Genomic DNA, 14,026 nt, shown 5'->3' on the forward strand with positions numbered 1-14,026 from the left:
CGAAATAAAATTCACAAAACAGATATGTCTCACAAAAAACATTCACCCGTAGAACATTTACATAACTAAATACACGGATAAAATATATTTGTCTGTAATGACATTTTTTAACAAGGATATTTCAACATGAAATTAAAGTTAATTGCTTTATCCCTGGTGCTGTCTGCAGCATCGTCTTCAGCATTTGCCGCACTAGATGGTGGTCAGCTGAATTTTGCCGGTCTGGTTAGTGATAACACTTGTACGCCACACGTAAACGGTGGCAGTCAGGATGGTCAGGTACAACTTAATACCGCAGTTTCTGCCGATATTACAGCTGGTGTTTCAGCGACAGCGCCTGGTGTGCAGCCGGAACCTTTCTATATCACCGTCGACTGTGGTGCTAATTCAGCAAACAAGAGCGCAAAGCTGAGCATGGCATCTACCTTTTTCAGCAATAACAACGGCACGCTGAACAACGATGACTCCATCACCAGTCCGGCAACAGGCGTTAACCTGGCTATCCACCAGGTTGATAACTCTGGTGCAAACCTGACGTACGACCAGGTCAAAGTCAACGATCCTAGCGATATTCAGACCGCAACAATGACAACCGGCATCGCGAAATTTAACTTCGTCGTTTCCTATGTCAAAGAGTCAAATGCAGTGCCAGTGACTTCTGGTTACGTGAAATCAAACGCTGCTTATACAATCACTTACGAGTAATAAATTAAATATTTAAGGGAGTAACTTCTCGGCTAAAGATTACTCCCTCTTACTCACTACCATAAAGGAACTACGATGACCAGGACGTCTCGCTCTCTCTTTTCATTATTCTCTGCCGTATTGAGTTTCGCGGTTATTTTCCCGGCACAGGCAGATATTGTTCTTTCCGGTACGCGCATTGTCTATAAAGAGTCCCAAAAAGATGTGACTATTCGTCTGGAAAATAAAGGCTCCAGCCCGGCGCTAGTACAAACCTGGCTGGATGACGGTGAGCAAAATGCCGATCCCAGCACGATCAATGTTCCGTTTAATGCCACACCTCCCGTTGCACGTATCGAACCTGGTCGCGGGCAAACGGTGAAATTAACATATACCAATAGCATCTCTTTGCCAAAAGATCGCGAAAGTATTTATTGGTTTAACGTTCTGGAAGTTCCACCCAAAATCAACGAGGCGGGCTCTAAAGATAAAAATATCTTACAACTGGCATTCCGTACCCGAATAAAAATGTTTTATCGTCCTTCAGGTCTTACTGATATAGCTTCTGACGCACCGAAAAAGCTGCAATGGCAATTACGCAATAAAAATGGTCAGGCCGTCGTGCATGTCATTAACCCCACAGGATATTTCGTCTCATTTAACAGCATAAGCGCCATCGTAGGCGGAAAGAAATACAATATTAAAAATTCAATGATCGCCCCTAAAAGCGAATCTGAACTTAGTGTAGCCGGATTAAACGGCAGTCCCGGAAAAGCCACTATCGATTATATTGCAATCAGCGACTTTGGTGGTCCTATTAATGGGAAGGTGGAGATTTAATATCTGTAATTTTATTTCTGGATACGTCAATGAAACAGCCGTCAAATAAATTAAAAGTAACGTTCCTTGCACGGTTTGTTATGTTTGTTGCATTTTCTGGCAGCATCGATGCATGGGCTGAAAACGAAAAACTGGAATTTGACAGTTCCTTTTTGATGGGACCGGGATCGAGCAGCGTCGATCTTAGCCGTTATTCTGACGGTAACATCATTTCACAGGGTATCTATGATGCCAGTGCCTACGTCAATAACGAATTGGTGAACTCACTGAAGGTTGAGTTTATTGAAACTGGAGATAAACGCGCTACCAGGATCTGTATTACCCCCAAAATGCTCAGTCAACTGCACATTCGCCTACCGGATGAGATCCCAGCAGAAGCCGTGTGGAAAAAAAGAGAAGAGAGCATCGACAACTGCCTCGACCTGACGAAGACAATTCCGCTGTCGACAGTGCATTATGACGGAGGGGATCAACGTCTGGATATCGGCGTCCCACAAATGTGGGTACAGAAAGGTTTTGCCAATTTCGTTGACCCATCATTGTGGGACAATGGTATTCCAGCAGCCATGCTGTCATACAATCTCAGTGCCTGGAAAAACGAAAATGACTACGGTACCGAAGATAGCGTGTATGCGGGCTTTAACGGCGGCATCAACCTTGGTGCATGGCATTTTCGCGCGCAGGGCAACTACTCATGGCAGAAAGACGGCAGCAGCGAAACTGAATTTCAAAATCGTTATGTTCAGCGGGATATCGCCGTCCTGCGCTCTCAACTGGTGATTGGCGAGTCCGGCACCAGCGGTGAGAGTTTCGATACCGTCAACTTGCGCGGCGTTCGTCTGTACAGCGAATCACAGATGCTGCCGCCGCAACTTGCCAGCTACGCGCCAACTATCCGTGGTGTTGCCAAAAGCAACGCCAAAGTCACCATTACGCAAAACGGCTACAAAATTTACGAGACCACAGTTCCACCGGGGCCGTTTGCCATTGACGATCTGTCACCGTCTGGTTATGGCGCCGACTTAGAGGTCACCATCACCGAGGCCGACGGCTCGAAACATACCTTTAGCCAGGCCTTCTCGTCGCTGGTGCAGATGATGCATCCTGGCGTCGGCAGCTGGGATATCAGCGTGGGCCAGGTAAATGACGATAGCCTGCATGATGAACCCGGCCTCGCACAGGGGACGTTTTACTACGGCTTTAACAGCACCTTTACCGGTTTTAGCGGCATTCAGGCCACTGACAATGGTTATTTAGCCGGACTGCTGGGCGTGGGCATGAACACCCTCCTCGGCGCCGTCTCTTTTGACGTAACCCAATCGCAGGCCGAGATCCCCGACGACAAAACCTACCGTGGGCAGAGCTACCGCGTATCGTGGAACAAATTTTTCGTGCCTACGGATACTTCATTAAACATCGCGGCCTATCGCTATTCCACCCAGGATTATCTGGGGCTAAGCGATGCGCTGAGCATTATTGACGATGCCGAGTACAACACCAGCAATAACGCTCGCAGCATGAATAACTTTTCGCGTATGAAAAATCAGTTCACCATCAGCCTGAACCAGAGCCTGAAAAGCGATAATATCAACTACGGCTCACTCTATCTGACTGGCAGTTGGGCTGACTACTGGGTAACCAATGATTCACGCAGCAGTTTTTCCGCAGGCTACAGCAACAGTATCGGCTGGGCTACTTATAGCGTAAACCTGCAGCGCACCTACGACGAAGACAATAAACGCGACGATTCAGTCTACCTGAGCGTAACGATTCCGTTGGATAAACTACTGGGCACCGATCGCGATAGCGGCGGCTTCCGCACTCTGAATAGCAGCATCAACAGCGATTTCAACGGCGGCAACCAGTTCAACACCAGTGCCAGCGGCTACAGCGCAGACAACCGCTGGAGCTATAGCGTCAGTACTGCATATAACATGGAAAAAGAGGATAAAGACCTCTCTACCATCAGCTCCTTCATCAGCTACGACTCCAGCTACGGCAATATCGCCGCCTCGGCGTCAGCCAGCAACGATAGCTCACGCCAGTACTCCTTAAACACTGACGGCGGCTTTGTGCTGCATAGCGGCGGTTTAACCTTCAGTAATCAAAGCTTTGGCGACAACGATGCGCTGGTCGTGATCGACGCGCCCGGTGCGCAGGGGGCTCGCATTGACTATGGCAACAGCACCATTGACCGCTTTGGCTACGGTATCGGCAGTTCACTCACACCGTACCGGGAAAATATTGTCTCGCTCGACATTGATGATCTGAATAACGACGTCGAATTGAAGAATACTAGCGCCACCGTGATCCCGCGGCGCGGCGCGGTAGTCGTCAGCAAGTTCGAAACTGACCAGGGAAAATCTGCGATTATCAATCTGTTACGAAGCGATCGCCAGCCCGTGCCGTTCACGGCAGAAGTCTACGACCTGAACAATAACCTGTTAGGTACAGTAGGTCAGGGTAGCCAGGCTTTTGTACGCGGAATCGTTGAAAGTGGCGATCTCGAAGTACGCTGGATCCAGCAGAACCAAACGCAGCGCTGTCGTTTGCACTATCAGGTCGACTCAGGCAACGAAAAACTGCTCGGGAAAACCATCGTCCTGAGCGCTGTGCCCTGCAAAATGCAATAGATTACGAGGATACAGAATGAAAACACACCGCGTAGTCAACCCGTTAACGCTCGTTATTGCGCTGCTGGCACCGCCAGGCTTTGCTTCCACTCAAAGTTTAAGTCTGGATTTCACCGCAGTAATTGAAGAGACAACCTGCGTAATGAACATCTCCAGCCTCAGCAACGCAACACTCAGCGGCAGCGGTACACAGTATCAACTCACCATTCCGAATATCGGTATCGCGGAGCTGCTTAACGTTACCGCCAGTACTGAGGGCAGCTTCAAACTGCAGCCGAAAGAGTGTAACAACGAAATCACCTCTCTGACGATGACAGTACAAGGCACCACGCTGACTGGCAGCGAGTATATGTTGCAAAACGCGCTGAACAGCAATAATGCGGAAAATGTTGGTCTGGGCTTTAAACCGAAGGGCGGCGACGAAAACAGCCGCTTTAAGCTCAACGGCGCACAAAATATTACCTGGAGCCAAAGTCAAATCGCTGACGGAATGGATCTGAGCGCTTTTTTCCGCCGTTCCAGCTCCTCCATGACCCCAACGCCCGGCGACTTTCAGGCCAAAGCAACCTTTACGTTTACCTATGAATAGCAGAGAGGCTGGACTGATGCGATATCTGTTACCGCCGTGTACCGCACTGGCGGTGCTCCTCAACATTTCCCCGGCCCTCGCGGGCGTAAACTCGCTGGAGTTAACGGTTTCCACCACCATTACGCCCTCAACCTGCCTGACCACCCTGCACGACGAAAGCGGCACGGCAAATGCGGTTGTGGATATGGGTGACGTCTATATTCCGCAGATCGTTAATAAGAGTAAATCGCGCCCCTTTTCACTGGTGTTCAGTGACTGCGTCGGGCTTGCCAAAAAACAGGCTACCGTCACCCTGACAGCCAAAACCGGCTGCGACGGCGCCTCCGGCGGTGGTAACGGGTTTCGCAACGCGCTCAACGGCAGCGATGACGCCGCAGGTGTTGCGGCGGAAATCTGGGCGGGCGCCTCCCCTGAAGCCAGTGGCAGCAAACAGCTGCGTTGCGCCAGCCCGGCGCAACAGCTTATCGATCTGGCCGAAGCCAGCGATACCACCACCATCGTCTGGCCCCTCAGTGCCCGTATCGTGCTGGCCTCGGGCAGTACGATCACCGATTTACACACTGGCTCATTCTCGACTCAGGGCCTGTTCACTATTTCTTATGAGTAAATTGTGATGAGTAAATTATTGCGCAGCGTTGCGGCTTATGGCTTATGGCTTATGGCTTATGGCTTATGGTGCCCCTGAGCCAGGCCGATACCGACGTCGAAATCAAAGCCAACGTCGTCAACACCAGTTGTCAGATCTCGGTCGACAACAACGGGCTGGTCAGCCTCGGCACCAGGGGCATCGACTATTTTGCCAACGGCGTGACGGCAGAAGACCCTTACCAGGGCGGCAGCACCTTCTACGTGCACGTAAAAGAGTGTATGCCGGTCAGCGGCAAAGCTCCCTCAAAGCTAACCGTCTTTTTTTCGCCGCTGTCCGGCAGCTTCGCCACAGGCTCGACGCAAATTTTCGCCAATGATGACACCACTGGTGCGAAAAACGTCGGGGTGGTGATTTTCTCAGTTAACGACGCCAACAACGTATACAACGTGATGAACACCGACGGTACGCCACGTAGCAGCTTCGACGTTACCGCCGCCAACTACGCTGACAGCCGCTATTCATTTTACGCCCGGATGCAGAAAATACAGTCCGGCCAGTCCATCGTTAGCGGCCCGGTAAAGTCCAGCGTACTGGTGTCGGTTTATTATGAATAAAAGGCGTTATTGGCCATTAAAAGGAGTAACGACTGTGGAAAAATCGTCTCAGCAATATCATTATAATATTAACAAAAAGTGGAAAATAATGATTCGCAAAGCATTAATAACGCTCATGGCGGCAACCCTCTTTACTTCTGTTAACGCCAATGCCACTCAAACGTTTGTTTTAGGAAACTACGCCCTAACTACAGATATGTCAGGCCCCTCAGCCGATGGTACCAGCAAATTAACTTACCCCAGTGGCCGCACGGTTTACTTTAGCCGAACATCAACTCTTACCCCGGCTAATGTTGTCATCAACTGGAACGGTAACCATGGCTCATCATCAAATAAGACGAATAGCCTCTGGTGTACCCAAGCATCTGTTGGAACAGGCAATCCCTTATCTATAGAATCAGGGCTAATATCAGCGGGAAATTATGGCGGGGTCGATATATTTAAGACCAATATTACCGGTTTATATTTTTCATTAACGATCCGTTCGTTTAGCTCCAATAGCATGGTGCATTCGAGTGTCCCTAGCATTACGATCCAGAACGGCATAATGCATCAGGTGCTTCCACTTGAAGATACCAACAGCAACCAGCTTTGTCAGACCACAAATACGACTGGCGAGATCAATTATAAAACATTAGCAGGGCTAGGTTTTTTTGCAGCTTTTACATTTTATACCGATCAAACTTATACCCCTGGCAGCTCTACAATTACACCATTAAAAACTGGCGATTATCACATCCGTATCTGGAACGAAAACCCCGGCGCAGGCATTAAAAGTCATTACGATAATGTGACCTTCGATATCAGCTCCGTGATGGTTGCTGAACCTACCTGTACCACCCAACCGGTCGCCAGCGGCAGCAGCGTCAGCGGCACCACCGTTAATTTAGGCAGCTACAGTCCAAACGACATTATTAACGGTGCAACCGCCGTGCCGTTCTCCATCAAGCTGGCGGGCTGTAAGGGGCTGCGCAATATTAACGTCACGCTCGCATCCACCACCATGGCAACCGATACCACCCTGCTCGGCAATATTCTCACCCTCAACCATGCCACCGGCGTGGGGCTGGAAATTCGCGGCGCAGCCAATAACTACAGCACAGAAACGCTCATCATTCCGAACGAGAGCACCTCGGTGTATAACGACCAGCGCGACACCACAAACGATGACAATATTTACGGCTCCAGTGAAAACGGCAAGGTGCAAACCCATACGCTGAATTTCCTCGCCACGCTTAAGCGCGACAGCAATCAGAAAATCGGCTCTGGTAACTTTAAGGCCAACGCTATCTTTACCATCGACTATCCCTGATAATTATTCATACCCCCCTTTGTGGGATTTGCCCACAAAGGGCTAACGTTCCCGCCCCCCTTCCCCTACAATGCGCCTATTACATTCATACAATCTATGACCAACAGGGGTTATGATGAAACCGACCACCATTTCGCTGCTGCAGAAATGCAAACAAGAGAAAAAGCGCTTCGCCACCATCACCGCCTACGACTACAGCTTTGCCAAACTGTTCGCCGATGAAGGCATCAACGTGATGTTGGTTGGCGACTCACTGGGCATGACGGTTCAGGGACATGACTCCACCCTACCCGTTACCGTTGAAGATATCGCTTATCATACCCGTGCCGTGCGCCGTGGCGCTCCGGGCTGTCTCCTGCTCGCCGACCTGCCGTTTATGGCTTATGCCACACCGGAACAGACGTTTGAAAACGCCGCGGTGGTTATGCGTGCGGGCGCCAACATGGTCAAAATTGAAGGCGGCGCGTGGCTGGTTGATACGGTGAAAATGCTCACCGAACGCGCCGTACCGGTTTGCGGCCATCTTGGGTTAACCCCGCAGTCGGTGAACGTGTTTGGCGGCTATAAAATTCAGGGCCGCGGCGATGCCGGACAAGTGCTGCTGGATGACGCGCTGGCCTTAGAAGCCGCTGGCGCTCAGCTGTTGGTGCTGGAGTGCGTGCCGGTTGAGTTGGCGAAGCGCGTCACTGAAGCACTGTCTATTCCGGTTATCGGTATTGGCGCAGGTAACGTCACGGACGGGCAAATTCTCGTCATGCACGATGCGTTTGGCATTACCGGTGGTCATATCCCGAAATTTGCGAAGAATTTCCTCAATGAAGCAGGCGACATGCGCGCCGCAGTGCGGCAGTATATGACTGAAGTGGAGTCCGGCGTTTACCCGGGCGAAGAACACAGCTTCCATTAATTTATCCGCCAGCACGCCATTACGCCGGATGGTGACGCTACGCGCCTTATCCGGCCTACATCTTCACGCGTAGGCCTGATAAGCGAAGCGCCATCAGGCATCGTATTTAAGGAGTCTTGTTGTGTTAATTATTGAAACCCTGCCGCTGCTGCGCCAGCATATTCGTCGTCTGCGTCAGGAAGGTAAACGCATCGCACTGGTTCCCACCATGGGAAATCTGCACGACGGCCATATGAAGCTGGTCGATGAGGCAAAAGCCCGGGCTGATGTGGTAATCGCCAGCATTTTCGTCAACCCGATGCAGTTTGACCGACCGGACGATCTGGTGCGTTATCCGCGCACACTGCAGGAAGATTGTGAAAAGCTGAACAAGCGCAAAGTCGATTATGTTTTTGCACCAGCCGTTGAGGAAATCTATCCACAGGGTCTGGAAGGCCAGACTTTTGTTGAGGTTCCCGGTCTCTCCACCATGCTGGAAGGTGCCAGCCGTCCGGGCCATTTCCGTGGCGTTTCCACTATCGTCAGCAAGCTGTTCAACCTTATCCAGCCTGACCTCGCCTGCTTCGGCGAGAAAGATTTCCAACAGTTGGCGCTGATCCGCAAAATGGTGGCGGATATGGGTTATGACATTGAGATCGTTGGCGTGCCGATTATTCGCGCCAAAGACGGCCTGGCGCTTAGCTCACGTAACGGTTATCTGACCGCAGAACAGCGTAAAATTGCGCCGGGTCTGCACAAAGTGATGAATAGCATCGCAGAAAAACTGATTGCGGGTAATCGTGAGTTGCAGGAGATTATTGCTATTGCCGAGCAGGAGCTGAATGAAAAAGGCTTCCGCGCCGACGATATTCAGATTCGTGATGCCGACACGCTGCTGGAGCTGACGGAAACCAGCAAACGCGCGGTGATTCTGGCTGCCGCCTGGCTGGGTCAGGCGCGTCTGATCGATAATCAAAGCGTTACATTAGCCCAGTAGACAGGGGTTAAAAATCGGGCAATACTGCCTGAGAATTTCTCAAAGCAGGCCAGTTTCGTCTGCTTAGCCAAGGTAAACGACAGGGTATAGAAGTTATGATTCGCACCATGCTGCAAGGCAAGCTCCACCGCGTAAAAGTCACGCAGGCGGACCTGCATTACGAAGGCTCCTGCGCCATCGACCAGGATTTCCTCGATGCCTCAGGTATTCTGGAAAACGAAGCTATTGATATCTGGAACGTAACCAACGGTAAACGTTTCTCAACCTATGCAATTGCGGCTGAACGCGGCTCCAGAATCATCTCGGTGAACGGAGCAGCGGCGCATTGCGCTGATGTTGGCGATATTGTAATTATCGCCAGCTTCGTCACCATGTCTGACGAAGAAGCCCGCACCTGGCGTCCGAAAGTGGCCTATTTTGAAGGCGACAACGAGATGAAGCGCACCGCGAAAGCTATTCCGATACAGGTTGCCTGAATATATATAGCTCATTCACTTAACTATCATTATAGTGAATGAGCTCCTCCTCACAAATTATATTACCAACTCAAATATCAATTACTTATATAATCAAACCCCCATATTTCATATGCAATTGATTTAAGAAACCCTTAATGCCATCTGTAGATTTAATCACTTCCTAGCTATTTAGTTTTCAAAACAATGATAATAAACTCATATTCGAAATAACATTTCAACCTAAGCAGATATATTTAACGATATATTTGCACATCATTGTATTCAAAATATGGATATTAAAATGTCTTTAAAAAAAATAAGTATGGCTGCTGCGGTAGCAATGGCTCTGAGTGCAGGTTCTGCAATTGCTGCAAACCCTGATACAGGTACTATTACCTTCCACGGTATGGTTTCCAATAACACCTGCCAGGTTTCTCTGGATCAGAAAATCGACCAGAGCGGTAACGACTTCGACGTTACTCTGGATACCGTTTTCGTAAAAGACTTTGCAAATGCGCTGGGCGTATCCAGCACCCTGGGTGAGAAGAAATTCAACCTGTCTCTGACCGGCTGTGACCCAGACACAATTAAAAAGGCATCTGCACAGTTCAAGTCATGGGCAGGTACTACTTCTTCTGACTCCGGTCTGCTGATTCCACCATCAAATGCTGAAGGCGCTGCTCAGAACGTTAACCTGGTGCTGAGCAACGATGGTAACTCTGCTACCGATCAGATCAAAATTGACCAAACCAACAACACTCAGAAAGCAACCATCGATGGTGCCGGTACAGGCAACCTGTACTACAAAGTGGCTTATACCCAGGGTCAAAAATGGGATGCAACAAATAGCCCAGTATCTGCTGGTATCGTGCAGGCACAAGTTGCCTTCACTATGATTTACGAATAATACTTTCGTATTTCATTAAAGTAATGAATCCCCCAGCCTGACTGGGGGATTATTAATATCATTCCAACAGGAAGTGGAAAATGTATAATAAATCTGTATTTAAAGGATTAAAAACGGCATTATTTTTAATACCATGTCTGGTCACCTTTCAGGCAAGCGCTGATATTGTTATTTCTGGTACACGAATTGTTTATCCTCAGTCTTCTAAAGATGTCATCGTCGATCTCGACAACCGAGGTAATAAACCTCTTTTGGTTCAAACATGGTTAGATGACGGTCGTGAAGACGTTGACCCTCAGGAACTTAAATTACCCTTTGTGATCACCCCACCAGTATCACGCATCGATCCGAAAAAAGGGCAGTCTGTGCGTATTACCTACATGGGTAAACCGCTGCCACAGGATCGCGAATCACTCTTTTGGTTTAACGTATTAGAAATCCCGCCAAAATCAAAAGCAAAAGACGGTGAAAGCCTCAACCTACTTCAGTTGGCATTCCGTACACGTATTAAATTCTTCTTCCGTCCAGAAGGATTAAAAGGTTCTCCTCTCGATGCCGCAGATAATGTCACCTGGACTCAGAAGACAGAGGGAAATAATGTGCAACTTATTGCACATAATGCGTCACCGTATAATGTCGCTATCTCCGCTGTAAAACTGAAAACCACGCAAAAATCCTTTGAGGTTGAACATAAATCAATTCTGCCGTTTAGCGATATAGCCATGACCATCAAAGGATTATCGTCAACGACCTCTGGGAACGTGCTGTTTGAAACGATTAACGATAGCGGCGGTGTTGATAAACATGAAGCCATAGTGAAATAGTTCTTATTAATTAATAAAACATTATAGCCTTCACTCCGCGGATAGCTTCTGTCCGCTATGATTAAATGGAACTGCCATGTTGTTTCGACGCTCTCTACTCTGCATTGCCATTAATGCGACATTATCGTTGCATGCATATGCAGAAAATAAAGTACCCGTTGAAAACACGACTGAAAGTGAAGAAGCGGTCGAGTTTAACGATCAGTTTTTACTGAATGGCGGTACAAATATTGACGTTAGCCGTTTTGCACGTGGCAACCCTGTTGCTCCAGGGACATATCGTACCAAGATCAGTCTTAACAATAAGTTAAAATCAACAACGGATATAACATTTAAAGATAACGGAACGCCACGCGCGACACCTTGCATAACGAAGCTGTTGTTAACACAAAGCGGTATTGATCTCAGTGAACTCGATGACTCTGTGGACAACGAAGATAATGAAGCATGCATTGATATTAAAACATCTTTTTCAGGTGCAACGACGAATTACGACAGTGGCAAACAGATCTTAGATCTCATTTTTCCGCAAATCTATATCCTCAAGCGCCCTGAAGGTTATGTCGATCCTTCGCTGTGGGAAGATGGTATCCCAGCCGCGCTGGTGTCTTATGACATCAACGGCTGGCATAGCGAAGGCAACGGTACGACATCTGAAAGTGCTTATATGGGCCTGCGTTACGGGCTCAATATGGGAGCATGGCGTCTGCGTTCACGTGGCAACCTGGCATGGGACAAGGATAACGGCAGTAAATACTCCAGCCAGGATATTTATCTGCAACGCGATATCACCGCCCTTACAGGACAGTTTGTCATCGGTGACTCCTATACGCGTGGCGAAGCTTTCGATTCGTTGAGCCTTCGCGGAGCACGTATATACAATGACGACCGTATGCTGCCAACAGGCTCGACCGGTTATGCACCGGTTATCCGTGGTACGGCGAACAGTAACGCCAAAGTCTCTGTTGTGCAGAGCGGCAATAAAATCTACGAAACATCTGTACCACCGGGACCTTTTGAAATTAATGACCTGAGCACAACAGGTTATGGTAACGATCTTATCGTCACGGTCGAAGAATCTGACGGAAGTAAACGTACGTTTACCGTTCCATTCTCTTCCGTCACTCAGATGCTGCGCCCTGGCTCAGCACGCTGGGACTTTGGCGTGGGTGAATTAAATGACGACTCACTCGCTGAAAGGCCCAAAATAGGTTACGGCACGCTCTACTACGGTATAAACAATACCTTCACAGGCTATGCTGGCGTGCAGTACAGCGATATGGACTTCTACGCAGGCATCGCGGGCCTGGCGATGAATACCACCCTGGGTGCATTTGCATTTGATATCACACAATCGCATGCCGATATCGAGGGCCTGGATACGCTCACCGGTAAAAGTTATCGATTAACGTACAGTAAACAGATTGAACAAACGAACACCTCCTTTAACGTAGCGGCTTATCGTTTCTCTACAGAGGATTACCTAAGTTTGAATGACGCTGCACAACTGCAAGACAGTATTAAGCAGCAGAAATACGCCAACCGTAGCTATGAATCAAATAATGCACTGTATGACGACTATCAGCGCACCAAAAACCAGATTCAGCTCAGTATCAACCAACCGCTCAAAGCAGGTGAAAACGATCTCGGTTCCCTGTTTATCAATGGGACATGGCAGGATTACTGGAACGGGGTAGGGTCAAATTCCGACTACAACATCGGATACAACAATAGTTTTACTTACGGTAGCTACAGTATTTCTGTTCAACGCTCTTACGATCAGGACGGGAAAAAAGATGACAGCATTTATGTAAATCTGAGCATTCCGTTAAGCGTTTTCGCCAAAGACAGTACTCATAGCGGTGGCTTCTCTAATATTAATATGGGATTACGTTCCGATCTTAAAGGCGGTACCAGCTTTAACAGTTCTGCCAGTGGCAGTACAAAAGACAATGAGGTCAGTTATTCCATCAGCACTGCGTCTAATAGCGGTAATTATGGTGATACAAACCAACTCAGTGGATTTACATCCTGGAATAGCAGCTACGGCCCATTAGGCATATCAGCTTCATTTTCTGACGATAATAGTAAGCAATATTCCGCAACCTATAGTGGCGGCATGGTATTGCATTCCGGTGGTATTGCGTTTGCACCAGGCAGTATTGGTGATAATGACTCCATAGCACTCGTTAAAGCCAGCGGGGCTACGGGTGCAGGCGTGGGATATGGTAACGGTAAAATTGGCGACTCAGGCTACGGAATTTTACCGTATATGTCTGCCTATCGTGAAAATAGAGTCTCTCTGGATATTAGTTCACTGGAAAAAGACGTAGAAGTGAAAAATACCACAGAGACTACCGTACCTCGCAGCGGATCCGTTGTACTCATTAATTTCGAGACCGATGAGTCACGCTCTTTAGTATTAGAACTTCAACGTAGCGATAAAGGTTTTATTCCTTTAGGCGCAGATGTCATGAATGAGAAAAATGAATCCGTCGGTACTGTAGGACAAGCCGGACAGGCTTATGTACGCGGAATCGAAGATCAAGGTGTTCTTCGCGTGGTATGGGGAAATGAAAACAATAGTGAATGTACCGTTCACTATAACATTTCAGGAAATACCACAAAGGCAGGGCTCACAACAGTCCTGAGCAACCAAGTGTGCCAAATGTAATTTTTAGGGAAAATAAATG

The 14,026-nt window shown here is 48.5% G+C and carries 13 protein-coding genes; all 13 read left to right on the forward strand.

Features of this window, described 5'->3' with window-relative positions; genetic code table 11:
- The first annotated feature begins 126 nt into the window (after window positions 1-126).
- Window positions 127-705, forward strand: coding sequence for a fimbrial protein (locus SK34_RS18745; protein ID WP_048233887.1), 579 nt, complete (start codon window positions 127-129; stop codon window positions 703-705).
- Window positions 706-780: 75 nt separating this feature from the next.
- On the forward strand, window positions 781-1,524 hold the full coding sequence (locus tag SK34_RS18750) for a fimbrial chaperone (RefSeq protein ID WP_044712899.1): 744 nt from the start codon (window positions 781-783) through the stop codon (window positions 1,522-1,524).
- A gap of 29 nt (window positions 1,525-1,553) precedes the next feature.
- Window positions 1,554-4,157 (forward strand): outer membrane usher protein, encoded by a 2,604-nt coding sequence (locus tag SK34_RS18755; protein ID WP_053064286.1) that lies wholly within the window; start codon window positions 1,554-1,556, stop codon window positions 4,155-4,157.
- 16 nt (window positions 4,158-4,173) lie between these two features.
- Window positions 4,174-4,746: a fimbrial protein gene (locus SK34_RS18760; protein ID WP_048233890.1), complete on the forward strand. Its 573-nt coding sequence runs from the start codon at window positions 4,174-4,176 to the stop codon at window positions 4,744-4,746.
- Window positions 4,747-4,762: 16 nt separating this feature from the next.
- On the forward strand, window positions 4,763-5,353 hold the full coding sequence (locus tag SK34_RS18765; protein ID WP_231588757.1) for a fimbrial protein: 591 nt from the start codon (window positions 4,763-4,765) through the stop codon (window positions 5,351-5,353).
- A gap of 44 nt (window positions 5,354-5,397) precedes the next feature.
- Window positions 5,398-5,949: a fimbrial-like protein gene (locus SK34_RS18770; RefSeq protein WP_048233892.1), complete on the forward strand. Its 552-nt coding sequence runs from the start codon at window positions 5,398-5,400 to the stop codon at window positions 5,947-5,949.
- Between the two features lie 34 nt (window positions 5,950-5,983).
- Window positions 5,984-7,261 carry a fimbrial protein gene (locus SK34_RS24575; protein WP_159359419.1) on the forward strand — a complete coding sequence of 426 codons (1,278 nt, stop codon included), beginning with the start codon at window positions 5,984-5,986 and terminating at the stop codon, window positions 7,259-7,261.
- Between the two features lie 115 nt (window positions 7,262-7,376).
- On the forward strand, window positions 7,377-8,168 hold the full coding sequence (gene panB, locus SK34_RS18780; RefSeq protein ID WP_032937574.1) for a 3-methyl-2-oxobutanoate hydroxymethyltransferase: 792 nt from the start codon (window positions 7,377-7,379) through the stop codon (window positions 8,166-8,168).
- 121 nt (window positions 8,169-8,289) lie between these two features.
- Window positions 8,290-9,144: a pantoate--beta-alanine ligase gene (gene panC, locus SK34_RS18785; protein ID WP_003018638.1), complete on the forward strand. Its 855-nt coding sequence runs from the start codon at window positions 8,290-8,292 to the stop codon at window positions 9,142-9,144.
- A 95-nt stretch (window positions 9,145-9,239) separates the two neighbouring features.
- Window positions 9,240-9,620, forward strand: a complete 381-nt coding sequence (panD, locus tag SK34_RS18790; RefSeq protein ID WP_048233894.1) for an aspartate 1-decarboxylase — start codon at window positions 9,240-9,242, stop codon at window positions 9,618-9,620.
- Window positions 9,621-9,903: 283 nt separating this feature from the next.
- A complete protein-coding gene (locus SK34_RS18795; protein ID WP_048233896.1) occupies window positions 9,904-10,509 on the forward strand; it encodes a fimbrial protein in 606 nt (201 codons plus the stop codon).
- An 80-nt stretch (window positions 10,510-10,589) separates the two neighbouring features.
- Complete coding sequence (locus SK34_RS18800) at window positions 10,590-11,333, forward strand: fimbrial chaperone (protein WP_071698619.1); 744 nt, start codon at window positions 10,590-10,592, stop codon at window positions 11,331-11,333.
- Between the two features lie 76 nt (window positions 11,334-11,409).
- Window positions 11,410-14,007, forward strand: a complete 2,598-nt coding sequence (locus SK34_RS18805; RefSeq protein ID WP_048233897.1) for an outer membrane usher protein — start codon at window positions 11,410-11,412, stop codon at window positions 14,005-14,007.
- Window positions 14,008-14,026 lie beyond the last annotated feature (19 nt).

The organism is Citrobacter sp. MGH104, assembly GCF_001034485.1.
In the GTDB taxonomy this organism is placed as follows: Bacteria; Pseudomonadota; Gammaproteobacteria; order Enterobacterales; family Enterobacteriaceae; genus Citrobacter; species Citrobacter freundii.

What these genes read in the sequence shown, in the direction of transcription:
- SK34_RS18745 (WP_048233887.1), top strand. Translation starts at nt 127, where the DNA reads ATGAAATTAAAGTTAATTGCTTTATCCCTGGTGCTGTCTGCAGCATCG.
- SK34_RS18750 (WP_044712899.1), top strand. Translation starts at nt 781, where the DNA reads ATGACCAGGACGTCTCGCTCTCTCTTTTCATTATTCTCTGCCGTATTG.
- SK34_RS18755 (WP_053064286.1), top strand. Translation starts at nt 1,554, where the DNA reads ATGAAACAGCCGTCAAATAAATTAAAAGTAACGTTCCTTGCACGGTTT.
- SK34_RS18760 (WP_048233890.1), top strand. Translation starts at nt 4,174, where the DNA reads ATGAAAACACACCGCGTAGTCAACCCGTTAACGCTCGTTATTGCGCTG.
- SK34_RS18765 (WP_231588757.1), top strand. Translation starts at nt 4,763, where the DNA reads ATGCGATATCTGTTACCGCCGTGTACCGCACTGGCGGTGCTCCTCAAC.
- SK34_RS18770 (WP_048233892.1), top strand. Translation starts at nt 5,398, where the DNA reads ATGGCTTATGGCTTATGGCTTATGGTGCCCCTGAGCCAGGCCGATACC.
- panB (WP_032937574.1), top strand. Translation starts at nt 7,377, where the DNA reads ATGAAACCGACCACCATTTCGCTGCTGCAGAAATGCAAACAAGAGAAA.
- panD (WP_048233894.1), top strand. Translation starts at nt 9,240, where the DNA reads ATGATTCGCACCATGCTGCAAGGCAAGCTCCACCGCGTAAAAGTCACG.
- SK34_RS18795 (WP_048233896.1), top strand. Translation starts at nt 9,904, where the DNA reads ATGTCTTTAAAAAAAATAAGTATGGCTGCTGCGGTAGCAATGGCTCTG.
- SK34_RS18800 (WP_071698619.1), top strand. Translation starts at nt 10,590, where the DNA reads ATGTATAATAAATCTGTATTTAAAGGATTAAAAACGGCATTATTTTTA.
- SK34_RS18805 (WP_048233897.1), top strand. Translation starts at nt 11,410, where the DNA reads ATGTTGTTTCGACGCTCTCTACTCTGCATTGCCATTAATGCGACATTA.